Origin of the sequence: Neobacillus driksii, from assembly GCF_013409995.1 — a bacterium.
Lineage (GTDB): Bacteria > Bacillota > Bacilli > Bacillales > Cytobacillaceae > Neobacillus > Neobacillus driksii.
This window is the reverse complement of the sequence record NZ_JACCBX010000007.1, coordinates 236,860-255,964: the sequence shown is the minus strand read 5'-3', so window position 1 is coordinate 255,964 and position 19,105 is coordinate 236,860. Positions and strand designations below refer to the sequence as shown.

Annotated in this window: 19 protein-coding genes and 1 riboswitch; of the genes, 5 read left to right on the top strand and 14 right to left on the bottom strand. The window is 37.4% G+C overall.

The genetic code is table 11. The annotated features are described in order from the left end of the window. Window positions 1-156: 156 nt before the first annotated feature. The 6 genes from F4694_RS17405 to F4694_RS17380 form a co-directional block, all read right to left on the bottom strand. Window positions 157-1,419: a Ger(x)C family spore germination protein gene (locus F4694_RS17405; RefSeq protein ID WP_179600235.1), complete on the bottom strand. Its 1,263-nt coding sequence runs from the start codon at window positions 1,417-1,419 to the stop codon at window positions 157-159. Continuing rightward, window positions 1,416-2,528, bottom strand: coding sequence for a GerAB/ArcD/ProY family transporter (locus tag F4694_RS17400; RefSeq protein WP_308806363.1), 1,113 nt, complete (start codon window positions 2,526-2,528; stop codon window positions 1,416-1,418). The genes F4694_RS17405 and F4694_RS17400 overlap by 4 nt, the downstream gene beginning before the upstream one ends. Then, complete coding sequence (locus F4694_RS17395; protein WP_179600231.1) at window positions 2,525-4,063, bottom strand: spore germination protein; 1,539 nt, start codon at window positions 4,061-4,063, stop codon at window positions 2,525-2,527. The genes F4694_RS17400 and F4694_RS17395 overlap by 4 nt, the downstream gene beginning before the upstream one ends. 201 nt (window positions 4,064-4,264) lie before the next feature. After that, entirely contained in the window at window positions 4,265-4,819 is a 555-nt protein-coding gene (locus tag F4694_RS17390) for a competence protein ComK (protein ID WP_179600229.1), read from the bottom strand. A gap of 521 nt (window positions 4,820-5,340) precedes the next feature. Beyond that, window positions 5,341-6,198 carry a gamma-glutamylcyclotransferase gene (locus tag F4694_RS32845; protein ID WP_179600227.1) on the bottom strand — a complete coding sequence of 286 codons (858 nt, stop codon included), beginning with the start codon at window positions 6,196-6,198 and terminating at the stop codon, window positions 5,341-5,343. 182 nt (window positions 6,199-6,380) lie between these two features. Beyond that, window positions 6,381-7,751: an MATE family efflux transporter gene (locus tag F4694_RS17380; RefSeq protein WP_179600225.1), complete on the bottom strand. Its 1,371-nt coding sequence runs from the start codon at window positions 7,749-7,751 to the stop codon at window positions 6,381-6,383. Between the two features lie 196 nt (window positions 7,752-7,947). Between F4694_RS17380 and F4694_RS17375 the strand changes: the two genes are divergently transcribed. Both F4694_RS17375 and F4694_RS17370 read left to right on the top strand, forming a co-directional pair. Continuing rightward, entirely contained in the window at window positions 7,948-9,162 is a 1,215-nt protein-coding gene (locus F4694_RS17375) for an MFS transporter (protein ID WP_179600223.1), read from the top strand. 72 nt (window positions 9,163-9,234) lie between these two features. Next, window positions 9,235-9,429, top strand: coding sequence for a hypothetical protein (locus tag F4694_RS17370; RefSeq protein WP_179600221.1), 195 nt, complete (start codon window positions 9,235-9,237; stop codon window positions 9,427-9,429). A gap of 74 nt (window positions 9,430-9,503) precedes the next feature. Here F4694_RS17370 and F4694_RS17365 read toward each other — a convergent pair whose 3' ends face one another. After that, a complete protein-coding gene (locus F4694_RS17365) occupies window positions 9,504-10,310 on the bottom strand; it encodes a histidinol-phosphatase (protein WP_179600482.1) in 807 nt (268 codons plus the stop codon). 182 nt (window positions 10,311-10,492) lie between these two features. Here F4694_RS17365 and F4694_RS17360 point away from each other — a divergent pair, with 182 nt between their 5' ends. Then, window positions 10,493-10,927, top strand: coding sequence for a hypothetical protein (locus F4694_RS17360; RefSeq protein ID WP_179600219.1), 435 nt, complete (start codon window positions 10,493-10,495; stop codon window positions 10,925-10,927). A gap of 30 nt (window positions 10,928-10,957) precedes the next feature. Here F4694_RS17360 and F4694_RS17355 read toward each other — a convergent pair whose 3' ends face one another. Further along, on the bottom strand, window positions 10,958-12,784 hold the full coding sequence (locus F4694_RS17355; protein ID WP_179600217.1) for an APC family permease: 1,827 nt from the start codon (window positions 12,782-12,784) through the stop codon (window positions 10,958-10,960). Window positions 12,785-12,922: 138 nt separating this feature from the next. Beyond that, window positions 12,923-13,064: riboswitch (cyclic di-AMP (ydaO/yuaA leader) on the bottom strand. Between the two features lie 82 nt (window positions 13,065-13,146). On the opposite strand from F4694_RS17355, the gene F4694_RS17350 reads away from it, so the two are divergent. Together F4694_RS17350 and F4694_RS17345 are read left to right on the top strand one after the other, a co-directional pair. After that, the gene (locus tag F4694_RS17350; protein WP_179600215.1) at window positions 13,147-13,275 is read left to right on the top strand and encodes a hypothetical protein; all 129 of its coding nucleotides are present in this window, start codon (window positions 13,147-13,149) and stop codon (window positions 13,273-13,275) included. 130 nt (window positions 13,276-13,405) lie between these two features. Beyond that, window positions 13,406-14,725, top strand: coding sequence for a YheC/YheD family protein (locus F4694_RS17345; RefSeq protein ID WP_179600213.1), 1,320 nt, complete (start codon window positions 13,406-13,408; stop codon window positions 14,723-14,725). A gap of 63 nt (window positions 14,726-14,788) precedes the next feature. On the opposite strand, the gene F4694_RS17340 is transcribed toward F4694_RS17345, so the two are convergent. From F4694_RS17340 to F4694_RS17315, 6 genes are all read right to left on the bottom strand, one after another. Then, on the bottom strand, window positions 14,789-14,995 hold the full coding sequence (locus F4694_RS17340; protein WP_179600211.1) for an IS3 family transposase: 207 nt from the start codon (window positions 14,993-14,995) through the stop codon (window positions 14,789-14,791). 63 nt (window positions 14,996-15,058) lie between these two features. After that, the gene (locus F4694_RS17335; protein ID WP_179600480.1) at window positions 15,059-15,700 is read right to left on the bottom strand and encodes an IS3 family transposase; all 642 of its coding nucleotides are present in this window, start codon (window positions 15,698-15,700) and stop codon (window positions 15,059-15,061) included. Continuing rightward, window positions 15,601-16,137 carry a helix-turn-helix domain-containing protein gene (locus F4694_RS17330; RefSeq protein ID WP_257029282.1) on the bottom strand — a complete coding sequence of 179 codons (537 nt, stop codon included), beginning with the start codon at window positions 16,135-16,137 and terminating at the stop codon, window positions 15,601-15,603. The genes F4694_RS17335 and F4694_RS17330 overlap by 100 nt, the downstream gene beginning before the upstream one ends. A gap of 86 nt (window positions 16,138-16,223) precedes the next feature. Then, the gene (locus F4694_RS17325; protein ID WP_179600207.1) at window positions 16,224-16,466 is read right to left on the bottom strand and encodes a glutaredoxin family protein; all 243 of its coding nucleotides are present in this window, start codon (window positions 16,464-16,466) and stop codon (window positions 16,224-16,226) included. A 32-nt stretch (window positions 16,467-16,498) separates the two neighbouring features. Beyond that, window positions 16,499-16,984 (bottom strand): metallophosphoesterase family protein, encoded by a 486-nt coding sequence (locus F4694_RS17320; protein WP_179600205.1) that lies wholly within the window; start codon window positions 16,982-16,984, stop codon window positions 16,499-16,501. A gap of 643 nt (window positions 16,985-17,627) precedes the next feature. Next, window positions 17,628-18,965 (bottom strand): YjiH family protein, encoded by a 1,338-nt coding sequence (locus F4694_RS17315; protein WP_179600203.1) that lies wholly within the window; start codon window positions 18,963-18,965, stop codon window positions 17,628-17,630. Window positions 18,966-19,105 lie beyond the last annotated feature (140 nt).

Below are 19,105 nucleotides of genomic sequence, written 5' to 3'. Positions count from 1 at the left end.
ACTTTAATCTAATGAAAAAGGGACACACGCAAATGACCAAGCCAATTAAGATAATGCCGAAAGCACCTAGTTTATTTTTATCCTTAAGAAGGAAATAAGCATGTGCGAAACTATAAAGTCCACCAAATAGCACTACCATCCATAGAATGATCTTCACTAATCCCTCACCTTTTCCATTTCAGATTCTTTCATCTGCTTACCGAATCCGACAATTTCTACATCTATCTTTATATTCACCGTTGCAAAAGGGTAATTTTTATTGGTCCAGTCCCACTTCTCGTACTCTTTCGTTGAACTAAATAACGGCCGAGCATATAAAGACCAATAAAAAGGTTCTGATTTGAATTCTTCTTGGGTTCTTTTTACTAGTGCAACTAAATTTTCTTTTAACTCACTTTCTATCTTCTTTTTTAAGATTGACTGTTTCGCTAAGTCTTCAGCGTAATTTTCCATACTTGGGGTAGATAATACTTCAATTTCAATAGGTACCGTGACATTAATTAATGGCGGTCCCTTTCGTAATTTAACTTTTACCTTGGTGGCCGTTTTTTTCTTAACTCTGCATGCTACCATATATTTTTCGTTCAATGGATCTTGATAACTGACATACATATCTTCAATCCTCGATGTATTATCAAGTAGAAGAGCACCTCGGGTCTCTTCTCCTGTTAATTTACCAATCATTTTTCCTTCTTTAAACACCGCAGAACCGATTAACTGAACCATATTCCCGCCTTTTTTCGGAACACTTCCAGCTAAATATTGGTCTTCCTCTTTAAAAGTATCACCATTGTTTTTTTTACCAACTGAGCCATTCATCGCTAAAAATAAGTCTGCGTCTCCATCTGTAATCGCTAGTAGCCGATTAATCGTTGACTCTGGTACTAAACCTGTTTCAATCGATCGATCGATAATAAACTGGTAAAACTTGTGTACCCGTATTTGTGATTCCGGTTTGTTTTTCTTAATAAACTCTGATGCCTTCTCGTTTGTTACAATGATATTCGTTTCTCTACGGACCTCTCTTTCCTTCAGTGCAGAACCAATAAAACGATAAAAATGATCCGTTCGGGCGAGTTCCTCCGAAACCACGATTACTTTCGCGTGACTAAACGATATTTGTCTTGTTACAAAAGAGTTTGCCATATTCTTCGCGGTGACAAAATCTGGTGCAGTCAAGGTAACAATATTTCTCTCCGGATCTTCCTCTTGACCTGGGGCTCCTTTAATATTAAGTTTTGGATTAGCAAATTGGAAGGTGACATCCACTGCTTGTTTCTCATTTAAATCGATATGATCAGGTATATCTAATCCAATTGCAATGGTATATGACATCTGCTCTAATTCTTTACGATCCCAGCAGCCAGCAAGCAAACAGACGATTCCCATACATAAAAGTAGCAATTTTATTGCTCTCATCCATTCCTTACCGCCTTTACTTTGAGGATTAGCCAAAGAAATGGAGGAAGGAGTAAGAAAATGTACTTCGAGAACATCATAATTTTTTCTTTAAAAATAAAGATATTATCTATTTGGTTTGTGGGAATCATTCCAAGTAACAGGACCAGTATCGTTATCGGTATTAGTGTATGCTCAAACTCCTTTATATTAAAAACGAAGCCAAACAGCATACTGACCAAATATAAATAAACAGCAAACTTGACAATAATCACCAATAACCAAAAAGTTAAAAAAAAGGTTTCTATATTGGTGATGACTCTTCCTATTGTCACTAGTCTAGTTGCTTCGTTAAAAGGGTAGGTAATTTTCCCAACACTCCGGTAATCAAAAACTAACGTGTAGCAAAGATATAGGATCATCATCATCAGAACAGTATACCCCAACGAGCCAAAAAGCCCTCTTGTATAGGTTTTATGATCTTTGACAAAGGGATACAACATAGCGATGTAAAATGCTTCTGCATAAATAGTGACATAGTTAAAACTTGCCTTCGCCACCTCCCATTTTCCCGATCCAAACAAAGGAAATATCCGATTCAAATATGCATCTTTCGCAAGAAGAAAAACCAATATTCCTAAAGCAATTGTAACGTAAGGGAAGATCATCCATGCCACAGAACCTAGAGACTCCCATCCCTTTTTAGCCCCCCATAAACAAAATAATAAAAACGCAAAGTAAAGGATGAATAACGGAGTTTTAGGAAAATTCATGGTAATAAGTTGGTCTGCATAACTCCTGCTTTCCACTGATGTATTAACTAACAAGAATAAAAACAGAATGAACCCAATTCCAAAGGCTACTTGCCTCCCCATCGCTAATTGCAGGATTTCGAGGAGATTTTTCGTTTGATGTTTTTTTAGGACAAGATTTAAAACAATGATAGAAGGAAGAATGATGACAAAGGACCCAATGATAACCATCCAGGCAGCATTAAAAGTATCTTCGAAAAGTTTTGTTGTCGTCATATCTGTCGCCTTTGTACTAATCATAAAAACAATAACGGAAAAAAACTCCTTTATACCTATTAAATCCTTCTCAACCTTAACCAAACTACCACCTATTTTCACTCATTTTGAACAGGCTCTTTTGTTAAATCCTTCGTTTTTACAAAGGCGGGTCTAAATTTTTCATTCTTTAATACTCTCCGAAATAATGTATCTTTTGAAGACTTGTATTTCGGTGTCAATGGCGCCAAATAAGGGACACCAAACGTTTTAACAACCGATAAATAAAATAATCCGATCATAAAGATACCCACCATGCCAAAAATACCAAATAAACTAGCAGATAAAAGAAAGCCAAATCGAGCTATCCTTATGGCATAATTTAAATTCACATCACTTATCGCAAAGGACGAGAGCCCCGTTAACGCCACAACGATCACCACGATGGGACTAACCACATTTGCCTCAACTGCAGCCTGACCTAAAATTAATGCTCCAACAATGCCAATGGTTGGACCAATCGGAGTTGGTACTCGAATCCCTGCTTCCCGTATTAATTCAAATGCCATTTCCATCATAAGTAATTCTAAAATAGCTGGGAATGGGACCATCTCACGTGCACCAGCGATCGCTAAAAGTAAATCCGCAGGCAGCATTTCAATGTGATAATTTGTTATTGCGATATAAATAGAAGGTGTAAACAAGGTAATAAACATCGCTGTCATCCGCAGTAACCTTGTAAAGTTACCATATATAAATCTTAAATAATGATCGTCGGCAGAATGATAAAAGGACCAAAAAGTTGCTGGTGTTACGAGCGCAAACGGGGAGTTGTTCATCACGACAATAACATGACCATCTTCGATAAAAGAGGCTGCTCTGTCAGGTCGTTCCGTTTGTAAAATGGTCGGAAATAAGCTGGTGGATCGATCTTCTATATGTTGAATCAGGAGACCGAGATTTTGGACCGCATCTTTTTGGACTGCCCCAATTCTTGATTTCACTTCAGCTAAGACTTTTTCACCGGCTAATTCTTTGTTGTAAATGATATAGACTTCATTCTTGGAACGACCGCCAATGATCATTTTTTCAACAGTAAAATCTTCAGAGCGAATTTTTTTCCGAATCAGCGAAATATTTTGGTCTGCTCTTTCCACGAAAGATTCTTTTGGCCCTAATAACGTAGTTTCATTTTGCGGTTTCTCAACACTACGCCCTGCTGAAGATGATGTATTTAACACATATATCACATTCAGGCCATCCACAAGTAACAAAGTGGCGCCTGTGTTTAATTCACTTACAGCTGCGGATATCAACTTCTCTTCTTTTATTGAACTAATACTTATTGCAGAAGGAATATCAATAATTTCTTTGGCTGCTAAGATTAGTGGCTTTATGATCTCCTCATCAATTAACTTCGTTTCAGTCATAGATGGAATAAAAAATAAAACGGCCTTCCTGCCCATCATATGAATCGTGAATTCTCTCACTTTAAAGTCTATATTTTTCGGATAAGAGTAAAGCTCCTTTATTTTAGGTATATCAAGCAGGAGATTTCCAGAAATGTAGTCGTTTTTGACGCTTTCATCACTTTGTAACAACTCTTCACTGATTTCTAATTGATTTGTTTTTATTTTTTTAAACAATGGACGTCTCATGTACGTTACCACTCCTACTGGCTTCACTTGTTGTTTCAAGAGAGTGTCCTAATGTGATAAATTCCGTTAAAAAGACACAATAATCTTCCTATATTATCATTGTTTATTCTTATCTAAACTATTCCACTATTTGGTACAAAGCGAAGGATTCGCCTCCACCTAAAAAGAGCAGCCTCCGTTAATGGACGCAGCTCTCTTTCGTTATTTTTTCTCTAGGGAATAATTATTTTCTTTTGGACTTTTACTTATATAAAATCCCTTCTTTGGTTCGACATAGAAATTTAAGGGGCAATTTAGATTATGGGTAATGGCTTCTTGAAGCTGAACTGCCTTTTGCCGCTTGTTGTTAAAGGCTCTTTCCGACATATCGATTAAGATTGTATGACCAAAGCTCGTTAGAACTTCAATTTGATTGATTCCAACAGGGTTTATTGTTTTAACATGAATAAGTGAAAACCATATATTGCAATGACACTTTATATTCTTTGTAGGAAACAATAGAATGCCCATTTGCGGATTCACACTTATAGGGTGCATCCTTGTTGGCGTTAGCAGATATTTTGCACTGCGCCTGGCTCCAAGGAAATTGGATCCCAAGTGTAATAAGGTTTCCTCGATAACCGTTATTGGACTTTTCCGAATGAGGAAAGTTTCTTCCCCTTCAATCACTCTTGACCATAATTCTCCTCGATCATTGTACTCACCAGTTAGTAAGACCGTCTTTTCATTAATTAGGTGTCTACTTCTTACGTCCATAAATTAATAACCCTCTTTTCTTGTAATAGAGTTGATTATTTTAAGAATAAGAGTATACTAACCATAAAGTTGTATACTCAACTTGCATTGCCCTTGGGGTTTCGTTCCGCTAAGATCATAACCTGAGGGTGATCCTTTTTCACGTTTCCGTTAACATTTCCACAAAATTCCTCCTCAAAAATAGTATATTTTACTAGAATATATAAAGTAAACGTTATCTACAAATAATTTTCAGGTCACTCACACCTACCTTTTCAACGCTAATTCACCATATTGACGAACGTTATATTTGAACGTATAATAAATATTTTTTATTCCTGAATAATGCTTTTATTTACAAAGACATGGTTCGACATTTATTTTAACCCCCAAAAAATTCTATTTTTAGCACGTTATTAGCCATTATAATGAACTTTTTAGCCTGTTAACTGAAAATTCATAAATGCACATAAAATACATATTTGCCTTTTTCTCTGAGAAATAGAAAAATCTTACCCTTTCATCGAGTAAGATTTTTTGTTTTATCTTTGTTTACATAATATATTTATGTGATTCTTCAATTTTTCAAGATAGGCTTCACTTAAGAATCCTGTCCCGCCTCTAATGATTTCATCAGAATAATGTTCGGGCGGCGCTGTTTCTGCTTCCTTATTGACAACGGTAAAGGTCAACACATCTTTGTATACGCTTCCATTTATGAAAAGATCCACAAATGTTGTCCGATATAGGCGTGAACCTACCCCTTCTCTCCTATAAAGGTATGGAACACAATCGGTGGGAATCTCATATACCTTCCCTTCTACCACGCCGCCTTCCTCGACAATGTCAGCACGACCGCCATCAGGCATTTTTACTGAGTATCGTAATGTATAACCGTTTAGGATGCCGGCGCCTGTCACCTTTTGAAAATATTGGTCCACTTTTGCTAGTTTAAATCGTGCATGATCCATGCAGCTTCCATAGGCAAAATAAAGGATTGGGTCTTGTTTACGTAGATGATATTCCTTCCAATCACCACTCTTGATCGGCGTTTTCAACATATGACTATTGTGTTTTGCAATGGTATAAATATAGGCTTTGGTTATACCAGTATCATGAGAGATCAGTTGTATATTACGATTATATAAGTTATCTCGCGCCTTCACACTATAACCTTCCAGCTCATCTAATCTATGAAGCTGGTACTCCGTAACGAGATACAGTTCACCATAGACCACATCCGCAGCCGACTCCTGGAGAGCGGGATAGCCAAAACCCGTATCAAATAACTTCCCCTCCGTCCAAGCCTGCTCTGCAACAAGCTCCGCATCCTTTAATAAATAATGATTTCGCTCATGCCTCCTAAGCGTCCCATAAACAAAAACAAAATACCTCGTCACCCTAACCTCTTCCTTCCCTTAAGAATAAATACATTATCACATAATCACGATGACAACACTGTCATTTGGTGCCGTCATTTGGTGCCTGTCACCACTCGTGGACACTGTCCACCTCAGGCGGACAGTAGGTTGAGAAAAGTCCCCATCACCTTTCCAGAGTGATGAGGACTTTTGGCTGCATGTTATACGACTTCTAATTTTTGTGTGTCGATGAATTTTCGTTTTTGGATGTAGATTAGTCTCCATGATAAGGCGATTCCGGCCGCTAATAATCCTGCTGTAAGACCAAGCCAATATCCTGTCGCACCCAGTCCTGTATAGTTTGCAAGTACGTAGCCTACTGGAAGGCAGATTAACCAGTACGCGATTAACGTCATGACAAAGGCAAGATTAACATCCTTATATCCCCGTAAGGCAGCTTGTGCCGTTACTTGGATGGCATCACTGATTTGGAAGAACAACGCAAAAATTAAGAAATGCGCCGTTAGGTTAATGACTTCAGTTTCATTCGAGTAAAATCCAGCCACTTGGTAACGGAATAAAACCACCAACACCCCAGTAATAAGAGCGATTAAGATAGCAAGATAAATACCTAACCAGCTGTAACTCTTTGCGTCCTTATATCTTCGTGCCCCTACTTCATAACTTACTAGGACCGTTTGCGCCATCGATATGCTTATCGGAATCATGTATAGGAAAGAAACGATGTTTAAAGCTGATTGATAGGCTGCAATCGTAGTGACATTAAATTTACTTAATAGAATGGTTACAACAGCAAACATACTGGTTTCAAAGAACGTTGATAGTCCCATAGGTACACCGATTTTCAGTATTTCCTTACACTCTGCTAATGAGAATTTCTTCAAATTCTCAAACACAGCAAAGCCTGAAAATGGTTCCTGTGTTTTTACAATGTACACTGTCATTCCCGTTATCAGCCATTCCGTGATGGAGGTGGCATATCCTGCACCTGCTCCGCCAAGTTCCGGGAAACCCCAATATCCAAAGATCAGCACAAAATTCAGAAAGAAATTGATTGGTAAAGACAGAAGCAAGATATACATTACTATCCTTGTTTTTCCTAATGCATAGATAAATGACCTAAGCACGTTAAAGATAAAAAGCGGAAGAATTCCGTAGCTAAGACCAACCAAATAGTCAAAGGCAGTTTCCTGTACGTCACTTGGAAGGTTCATTTTATCTAAAAGTGGATCTAAAAAGAATACACCAAGCAGAATGACCACAATCGTAATCATAACGGAAATGTAGAGTCCATGTCTTACAACCGAAGCCACTTCCTTGCCTCGCTTTTCCCCAAAGCGTTGAGCTGCTATGGGAGAAACCGCCAGCAGAATTCCGCTTATCCCTGTAAATATCGGGCTCCAAATTGACGAACCAATGGCAACAGCGGCCAGGTCTGAGGAGCTATATTTTCCCGACATAATATTGTTAAAAAACACCATCGAAAACATACCGAGCTGAGTGATTAAAATAGGTATTATCATGATAAAAATTTGTTTTGTCTTTTCTTTTAATGTAAACGTCTGATTCATATAAAAAACTCCTAGGAAAAATGAATTATCAAAGCCAAATTTTTATTATACTGGATTTTGGCTGACTTGAGTATGATTTGTTGCTCTACCCAGTCTATTTTTTTGTTAAATAATTTTCAAAAGTATTATATAGAAATTTCGGATACCGTAGTATAATATTATCGTTATTGATTAATAGAGAAACTGGTGAAGCATCGTGCGTACATATAATGAAAAGATTAGTATCTATCATGGAATGGTTTCTATCATTGCTATTAACCTTGCAGGCAACTTTTATCCCATCTTTGCTATCTCGATTCTTGGAGCTACCAATTATCAAGTTGGATTAATTAGTTCCCTTCCACCCTTAATTGCCCTTTTGATGACCATTCCTGCTGCTGTTCTATTAAATCGTTTACAGACGCAGAAAAAAACGGTTGCCATGTCAGTATTAGGGGCTCGATTATTGTTTTTACTTCTCATCGGAGTTGTCTATATCTCTACCTCTTACCAAGCATGGGTATTTTTAATCATTATCGCATTTATGAATGTACCTGCCACCATTGCAAACATTGGCTGGCAAACATTAATTAGCGGCATGATAAAAGACGATCGTAGGGGTTCTTTTTTTAGTGATCGCAACCGATTATTAACGATTGCTGGCATGATCTCCACACTTATAATCGGGATTATTATGAAGAACCAATCAAATAATGCAACCGCCTACCAGTGGTTATTTTTCACAGCGTTACTTTTCGGAATACTTGAAGTGTTTTTCTTAATGAAACATAAAGAGACAGTTCAAGCCGTAACATCTACAAAAAAGTCGTCGATGGATTGGTCCATTTTTAAAGATCATGGGTACAAATGGTTCCTAATTGCGGCACTCTGTTTTAATTTCACCTGGCAGATGTCCTGGGGGATATTCAATATTTATCATGTTCGAATCGCAGAAGCCACCATTCTTTGGATAAGTATCTTTTCGGTAGCATGTCAGTTGGTGCAAATCTTTACTTTCCCTTTGTGGAAAAAATGGGCAGAGGCAAAATCTAATACGCTTATGCTCGTATGGGCTGCGCTCGGAATGGCGCTTGTTCCATTTCTAACCGTTATGTCTACCAATCTATTCTATTTAACTTGTATCCAGGCACTATCTGGATTTTTCATTTCTGGGGTTGTGCTCTTATTGTTTAACCTTTTGCTTGAACAATCGCCAGAAGCAACGAAAACATATTGTATCACTACCTATAATGTACTCCTTTCCTTTGTCGCCTTTATAGCCCCACAGATTGGGATTATGCTGTTAGAAGGACTAGGCATACAAAAATCAATGGAGTTGAATTCCTTTATGAGGATTGGAAGTGCCTTTGTATTTCTTCTCATGTATTCTCGTACTAGGAAATTCACAAAAACGTTGTTAGTAAAAAACTAGCAATTTTTATCTAGTAAATTGGCATTTTCTGTAGACTTTAGTTGATATACTAGTCATATGGAGGTGGTCCTTATGTCAAAAGAAAACCAGGAAACAAAGTCGCACTCGCATACCAACAATAAAAACACCGTACACGTAAACAACAACTTCAACCTAACCATAAACCTGGGAGACTCACTGAATCTACTAGCACTCATTGGCAGTATTTACCTCATTAGAACCCTAACCAAAAAACGCAAACAAACACCTAAACAAGAAAAAATGTAATGGATGTGGTTTCCATTACATTTTTTGTGCCTTTTTCGGTGCCTGTCACCATTTATTCATTTATTCGCATTTATTCATAATTTTACTGCATATCTCTTTCGTTCGTTAAAGTAGACCCAGTCTTTGAAGCCTATTTGTTTGAGGCGGGCTTGGACGATTTCGAATTCGTCGCCGACTCTCTCTGGGTCATGGGCGTCTGAGCCGAAGGTGACTTTTACTCCGTGATGGAGTGCCATTTCTAGAATGTCATCGGCTGGATACCAACCTCCCACGTATTTGGTTTTTCCGGAGGTGTTAATTTCAATTGCGACGTCGTATTCCGCTATGACCTTTAGCGTGTGTTCGACTGCTGCCGTTTGAATATTTGAAAATTCTGGGTAGAAGCCTTTCATCGCATCAATATGACCAAGAATTTGGTACATGCCGCTGCGCGCAGATTGTTCTATTAATGAATAATACGATTCTTTGGTCTGTATTTGTTCTTTTGAACTCAGCCCTTCCCAGCGCTCCGCTTTAAAAATGCTCACCCCATCTACGTGATGAACAGAGCCAATAATATAATCAAATGGATATCGGTCAAAGTGCGGACGGTATTTCTCTACATGTTCAGGAAAGAAATCAGCCTCAATTCCTAAAAGGACATCTATTTTTCCAGAATACTCTTGTTTTAACTTCAGGACTTCCTTTACATATTCAGGAAATTGACTTGTTGCCATCGTTATGTGAGGAAACGGATGGTCTTCTTTACTTGAAAAATACGGGGTATGGTCAGAGATTCCGATAATATTTAACCCCTTCTCGATACCTGCCTCGATATAATCTCGAATTCCTCCCCTTGCATGACCACACCGATCGTGATGGGTATGTAAATCAAATTTCAACATTGTTTATCACCTCGCCATATTTTCCCATACTATGGTACTTCCAATCAAACCACAACACCAAAAAGTCTTCCCTGATCATTAATAATATTTGTACATTTCCATTTTACTTTACTCTCTGTCCAATCCAAAAGACAAGCTGTCACATATATATAACTAATATTGTAAATGAGAGGTGTTTTATGGAAAGTTGTAATTGTCGTGCAACAGTAACCGCATCTGCTGTACCAGTCGAAACTTTAATCGATCGATTTTCATCTAGAGGCAAAATTACTATATCTGCACGAATTTGTGAAGTTGATTGTACAGCCAATAACAGTTTTATTTCCATTCTTTATGGTGACGATTTGAATCAAAATAACAGCTTTGTATTTAAATCCGCTGCACCTGGTATCCCCACTTGTGAACCCGTATCAGGCGGCGGTGTCGGTAAAATCTTAACAGCGGAAGGACAAGCCTCTGGAGTCAACTTTCATGACAATGCTATTCTTTTAAACATACATTTTCTACATGAGACCATTATTGGTAATGCCATCTGTTCCATCTCTTTAACCGCGAATGGTCGAACCTTCGAAGTTCCAGGCTGTATTTTCACTAATTCTGAAAACAAAAATTGAGCAGCTCCCAAAATGGAAGCTGCTCTTTGTTTATTTTTTTAGGTGATATGGGACGGTTGTGATAATCACATTTCTTCTGTATAACAGGTAGGCTTTAATTAATAAGCTTGATTGGTTGTGCAGAATATTGTGCCAGCCTTTTTTTGGTATAAATTGTGGAATGATCACGGTAACACGGTAATTCGCCTCACTAGCTTTATGCTGGACGGTATCAACAAATTTGGTAAGTGGCTGGATAATACTCCTATAATGAGAGTGCAGGGTGACAAGTCTTACATCTGGCTGCCACTTGTTCCATTTTTCTTCGAATTTCTTTTCATCGTCCCTTTCAAAGGAAACATAAACTGCAAGTACTTGATCCGCTCCAAGTGATTTTGCATAATTCAGAGAGTTTTCTACCACTTGGGTAATACCAGCTACAGGAACAATAATCACGTTTCCTTCAATAGGAACTGCAGGCTCCTCACAATTTAATCTTAACTGCTCTCCCACTGCTTCATAATGCTTTCTAATTCGGTAAAAGACATAAACAATCACTGGTAAGAATACCAACACAGGCCAAACCTGCGCAAACTTTGTTAAAAAGAACATAATCGTAACAACAAAGCAGATGATAGCACCCGTTGTATTAATGATAAGCTTCGACATCCAGCCCTGAGGCTTTTCACGAAGCCATTTTAACATCATTCCCGTTTGGGATAAAGTAAACGGAATGAAGACCCCAACCGCGTACAGTGGTATTAAGTGCTCCGTTTGTCCTTTGAAAAAAATAATTAATAAGATTGAAGCTAAACCTAATGTGAGAATTCCATTCGAATACCCTAATCGGTCACCTCTAATCTTAAACATCCTTGGAATAAACTTATCATTGGCGAGATTGACTGCCAGCAATGGAAACGCTGTGTATCCTGTGTTTGCCGCAAGAATTAAGATTAAAGCGGTTGTGCCTTGAATAAAGAAATACATAAAGTTGCGTCCAAATGTCTGCTCCGCAATTTGAGAAACCACGGTAACCTTTTCATTCGGCGTAATCCCATAGTAATAGGCTAACAATACAATTCCCGAAAATAATATCGCCAGTAATCCCCCCATTGCTGCCAACGTTTTAGCAGCATTATTTGGAGCTGGCGCTTTAAAGTTTGGAATCGCATTTGATATCGCCTCAACACCTGTAAGCGCAGAACTGCCTGAAGCAAATGCCCTCAAAAGAAGAAATAAAGATATCCCTGCAATCGGAGTTCCAACTGGTGTATGTAATTCTGCTGGAACTTGCCCTGTAAAAACATTAAAAAGTCCCACACCAATTAAAATAAATAAAGCAAGCACGAATAAATAGACGGGATATGCTAAAATAGAAGCAGACTCCGTTACACCTCTTAGGTTTAAAGTAGTAATAAATATGACAAAAATAATCGCAATACCCACATTATGGTCATGTAAAGCTGGAAAGGCAGATGTGATCGCATCAGTTCCTGCCGATACACTAACAGCTACTGTTAAAATATAGTCAACCAGTAAAGACCCACCCGATATAAGTCCATAATTGATACCTAAATTTTCCTTTGATACTACATAAGCTCCTCCCCCATGCGGGTAAGCAAAAATAATTTGTCGATAAGATAAAATTAATGCTGCTAATAAAACTAATACACCGATAGCAATCGGAATGGAATACCAAAATGCCGCTGCACTTACTGTTACGAGTACAATTAGGATTTGTTCTGGCCCATAGGCAACCGATGATAGGGCATCAGACGAAAGTATCGCCAATGCTTTTGTTTTATTGAGCTTCTGTTCCCCTAGTTCTGTTGATTTTAAAGGTCTGCCTATTAACAATCTTTTGATTGAAGAAACCATGGATTTCTGCACCACCGTGTTTTCTATAAAATTATTTGTTCTGTCTTATCATTATCATGCTTAAAAAGCACAAAAAAATGCCTGCAAGTCAAAGTTAATAGACCTGCAGACATGAATGAACTGTCTAACAAGCTCCACCTTCCTTCTCATTAACGCTTACGAGGTTAGCTGTCGGATTCGGGCCCTTGAGTAGCCCTACCTATTAAAGGATTCACCCCTTGGATATACTATCCATATGAATGGGTCCCCCGCACCAATTTGGTCTCAGCGATTTAGAAATATGAAACTGTGATTATCATACTCCTGTGTTTATCAAATGTAAATCAAAATTTTTAAAAAAAATAAAGATTGGAGAAATATATATGTCTAAAAAGAAAAAGCCGCTTTTAACAGATCAATTTTTAGATGAATTGGCTAATGAAATCAATGAGCTATACGGTCGTCCTGTTGAAAAAAACGAAGATAAAAACAATCATAAAGAAGACGATTAATCCACCGTATATATTTCACAATAACAATGGTACACTTGTCCAAATTGTAAGAAATCCCCCATTTTTAAGACAAACTTTGTTATTGGTACATATAATAACTTATCCAGTATTATGGTTGGGGGGAAACGGAATGGAAAATGTTATTCTGCTATCAAGAAACACCTCTAACAGAGGGATTTTAACGTTACATCCCAAGTTAGCAGAATCTATGGGAATTACTCAAATTACGGCTAGAAAAATCAGATTTGGTGCAAAAACCTATCAATCTATTGTAGACATTTCTGATGAATTGCCACTAAATGGGGCAAGCCTATCTGAAGATATTTTGGACATGCTGAATATACCACAGCATTGCAGTCTTGAAATCAAGCAGAATGGCAACGAATTACAAATTGGACCCTTTATCGGTTTACTTGCAGGTTATTATCAAAGCTCGATTAAGAAAAATCTCGATCATCTACGTGATTATGTGTTACTTTATCGTGAAATTAAGGGTGCCATCCTTGTTTTTTCTCTTGACCATGTTGATAAAGTCAACCAACTCGTCACAGGCTATCTTTATAATCCTCGAACAAAACAATGGGAAGAAGGAACATACCCATATCCTGCCTCTATTTTTGTGATGACTTCTTCTGTGAGCTCCGCATGGATACAGCATTTTAAATCCATCATTGGCAATGTAATTTTTAATGATTTCTTTCTAAATCGTTGGAGTATCCACAAGAAATTGGCAAGTTCCATCGGTGTAAAATGTTATCTTCCGGATACAAATCTGTATGGTTCACCTCAAGATCTATACTATTTTTTAAAGAAATTTCCTAATTTAACGGTGAAACCGCTAAACAGCGCTAATCGGCATGCCTATCGAGTCTTACTAAAGGATACAAACTCTCTCGTTATAACAAATTTATCAAATATGGAATCAAAGAATTATCGATTTAGTAATCGGGATCAGGCCTACTCTATCTTTAGTAAATATTTTAAAGAGGGAGAAAACATCATCCAAGAATCCATAGATGTAACCGGATATCGAACCATTACTGTACGGTTTGTTACGGTTAAAAACTATTCAGGTGAATGGCAGGTAATGGGGTCGTTTACGAGAGGCGACCAATCGATAAAGAATGATGGCAGATTACTGCCAATAGTCAAATTTGAAAAAGAAATGGTAAAAGAATTCTTGCATCAAAGCGATTTGCACGCTTCCTTGACTTATGAAGAATTGAACCATATAGCTGTTGATACGGTAAATGAATTAGAAGGTATGGGGGTGCATTTGGCAAATGCAGCGGTTGATATAACGGTTGGAGAATTAGGTGATATCTGGATTTCAGAGATTGACCACTGCAACCCCGCACACGATATTGCGTTAGTAGCTGGGGATCCGGACCTATACTATGAGATTTTAAAAACCAATATGCTTTATGGTAAAAAACTAGCAGGTTTTTAATATAACGAAAAGAGCTAACTTACAATGAGGTGCCCGCAAAAGTTAGAGTTTTAGCTTAAGCTGCTAATTGGCTGGTATGGAGACAACCGGACTCATGCCTGCCAATTTTTGCTTTATACGCTTATTATTATAATAACTGATATATTCTTCAATTCTCTTTTTTAATTCCTCAAATGGGCAAAGTGCTTCCCCATAATACATTTCTTGTTTTAGTAATCCAAAAAAGTTCTCCATGGGCGAATTATCTAAACAGTTTCCTTTTCGCGACATACTCTGGAACACCTTGTTTTTCTTCAGCGTTTTTACCCATTTATTATGTTGATAATGCCATCCTTAATCTGAATGTACAGTTGTTCTAAACTTTGAATCTTTTACAATTTCTAGAGCTTCCTCAAGAGGTTTGAGCGCTAATTCTAAGGTTGGGCGCATACTTATCCCGTAAGATAGAATTTCACGATTAAACATATCCATAATCGGGCTTAGATATAGCTTTACACCGTCTGAACACTTGAATTCTGTAATATCTGTCGTTAATTTTTGATGACACACATTTGTTTCAAAGCGGCGATTAATAAGGTTCTTGGCAACAGTTCCCGTCGATCCTTTGTAAGAGTTGTACTTACGTGATTTTAATCTGAACTTATCCCCCTTGAGCCCACGCTTATTCATGATGCGTTGAACCTTTTTATGATTCGCTTTGATTCCACGGTTTTTCAATTCTAAATGAACACGCCGATAACCGTAATTCCCCTTATGTTCTTCGAAAATGGACCGAATAATTCCCTCCAATTCCTGGTCTGGATTTTCCTTCTTCATGTTCTTAATATGATAATGGTAAGAGGATTCAGGAATGCCAACTACTTGTAAAACATCCTTTAATTTGAAGGTTTCTTTGAGTTCAAATGATAACGCTGCTTGTGCTTTTCGAGATAGCCCTCCGGATCCATCTGAAAAGCTCGTAACTTTTTTAAGTATTCTACCTCCAAACGAAGAAGTTCATTTTCTCTTTCCAATTTTTGTTCGTACGTCATTACTTTTTCAACTGCAGATTTTTTACTTTTTCTGTTCTTTGCTTTATCAGACATGGGAGGCCGTCCTTTCGGTTTATCCAGGGCCTCAGCACCACCCTCCAGATAAGCCTTCTTCCATGCAGCTATTATGGGAGGGTTTGTTAGCCCAAAGTGCAGGGCTGTTTCCGTTTCTGAAGAACCTGTTCTCTCCATGTATCTTAATACATCCAGCTTGAAATGAGTAGAATAAGTTTCCTTATGTTTCTTACTCATTAACCCTTCAGCTCCGAATTTCTCGTAAACTTTGACCCATCTCTTAATTTGGGCACTGCCTTTCATACCATACTTCTCGGCTAAAGGGTTATATCCCAATTTCCCCTCTTGATATTCTTTTACTAACATTAACTTAAATTTTTCACCATATTTTGCCATAAAAAAGCACCCCAAAAGTTAGATTTTAACTCTAACTTTTGGGGTGCAGTACACAATTAGCTCTTTTTTGCTGTTTCGATAATTTCCTTCAATTCATTCGTAAAACCCTTTACTGCTTTATTTCCTAACACTGTTACCGGAACACCTAAATAGCCGTACTTTTCAACTTCTAGTTGATATTCGGCGTTTTTTGATATATCTCTAACCTCGTAGGGAATCCCTTCCTCAGTAAGGACTTTTTTAACCATTGTGCACTCAATACAGTCGTTTGTCGTATAGACGATAACACCTTTTCCCATTGGTTCCTCTCCTTCCAACCATGCTACTCTTCTTAAAAATAAATATGTTCTGCCGTTATTTTATCACTTAAGCTGATTACCCCAAAGGAAAAAAACTTTTGTCTTCTCTTGTCGGTTGGCGAACCGGGGTTAAAAATTAATATATCCCCTTCATACCTCTTGACAGGAATATGAGAATGACCAAAAATTATACAATCTACTTTCTCCCCTTCAAATGCTGCAATGGCACGTTTCTCAGTTGTTTTTCCCTTACCATGCCCATGGGTAATACCGATGGTAAAACCGCCCGCTTTTACAATTTTTTTTGAAGGCAATAATCCAAGTATTTCTTCGTCATCCACATTTCCGTGGACACCTTCAACTCTTGCATACGTCTGCAACTCATGATAGACATCAATGGTCTGCCAGTCACCTCCATGGATAATCATATCAGCTTTCTGCAACTCCTTTATCAACCTAGCTGGTAAGCCCTTTTTTCTTTTTGGTAAATGAGTATCTGAAATTACGACAATTTTCATTCTAACCCCTCTTTATTTTCTGAAAAGAATTCAAATTTCATGTTTAGATTGTTCTTTAACGTGAAAACAACAACATTTTTTGACAAATTAAAAGCCGGATATGTCTATTCTTGCGCTTTCCCAAGAAATACTTTCTTAATTTCCTGAATATTTAAAAATTTAATTATATGTCCTTCTACAAAATGTACAATCAATCGATTCGATTCAGCAGAAGGTTTTGTAGGAATTTGATGTTTTACGTTATCAAAAAAGTTTAATTCGCTGCATGGCAATTTATTATTTAAGAGATTCGCATACCGATGAAAAGATTTATCTTTCTTCCCATAATCCAATAATATCGGATGTTTAATATCATCTAGCTGATCTGTACAATAATAATTTAAACTATATTAATAATATTCTTTAATATTTCTGACGTCACCTTTTACTGCTGCATGGTACATTGTTTTAAATGTCTCTTTTGAATCAGCATTACCGTAAGTAATCGCTTTAGCAAAAATCTCGCTTTGCGAGTACTGAACAGTCGCTAATTCGTCCTTACACTAATTTTAGCCATAAAAAAATGCACCCATAATTGTTAGATAGTGTCCAATAATTCGGGTGCAGTCTAATTATAAAAAGAACAGTTTTTTCAGCCTTTCAATTAAAGGAACAAGAAAGCAATTGGCGTTACTAAAATTAATGTTAATACTGTTCGTTCAAACCAAATTACGATTAACTTTGGAATACTTATTGGTATTTCAGTTGAAAGGATACTAGGAATAGATGCCGAAAAGAATAGAATGGATGAAATGGCAACCGTTGCGATGATAAACTTTGTTATTAAAGGAGCATCGACCACCAGTAGCGCAGGCAGGAACATCTCAGCAATTCCAACTGCAGAAGCTTTTGCTGCAAGGAAAGGTTCTGGAATTTGCAAAGCCCAAGTAAATGGATAAAAAATATAGCCTAGTATATCAAATACAGGTGTATATTCAGCCAAAACTAAACCAATAAGTCCGACAGATAAAATGGACGGTAGAATACCCATGGTCATAATAAACCCATCTCGTAGGTTTTCCCATAAATTCTTCCCAAGACTTAAGGAATTGTTTGCACCTTCCATTGCATGTTTCCATGCATGCTGCAAAAACTTTTCCTTAATCACTACTTCTGGGTCTGCTTTATCCGAAATATACACTTCGCTCATTTTATTTAGTGGCCAAAGTCTTGCGGTAAGTGCGGTAACTACATACGTGATCACTAATGAGACCCAAAAATACAAACCCCATATATTCATAATACCGAGTGTTTTTGCTACCACAATCATAAATGTTGCAGAAACGGTTGAAAACCCAGTTGCGATAATAGCCGCTTCCTTTGCCGTGTATTTTCCTTCTTTATAAAGACGGTTGGTCATTAATAATCCAAGAGAGTAACCACCTACTAAATCAGCTACCAAATCTACAGCTGAACGTCCAGGTGTTTTCCATATCGGTCTCATGATCGGTTGCATGAGTACCCCGATAAATTCTAGTAAACCGTATCCGATAAGGAGCCCCAAAAATAAAGAACCTATTGGAACAACTAGACCTACTGATATAACTAACTTTTCAAAAAGGAAAGGGCCCATATTTGGAGCCATCAACCATGCAGGTCCTACCTTGAAAAATATTAGAATGGCAACAAGAAATCCTAGTACTTTTAAGATAGAAAAAACCATCGTGACCTTGTCCTTTTTCCATGTTTTTGAAATAAAAGGATAAACAGCCCCTAATAAAATAACAATGAAAGCATAAACAGAAACATAAGAAGGGAAACTTTGTTTAATCCACGTCACCATATGATCAATAGGAATTGACGAAACATTATTTAAGGTAATAGGAATAAAAAACATAAAACTTCCTATTAGACTATAAATCACAAATTTCAGAATATTCCTTGCAGAATAAATTTGTTTAGCATTTGGTTCTACCTTTTTCTTAAGATTTGGTGCACCCATACCCATCCCCCTAGTATAAATTTACCTTCCTGTTTTCATCCAATTTGTCCACCTAAGGTGGACAAATTGGATGAAATGTCTTTTTGTGGTGCCTGTCACCACAACTATCTATCCGCTATCGCTTGATATCCACTTGCTAT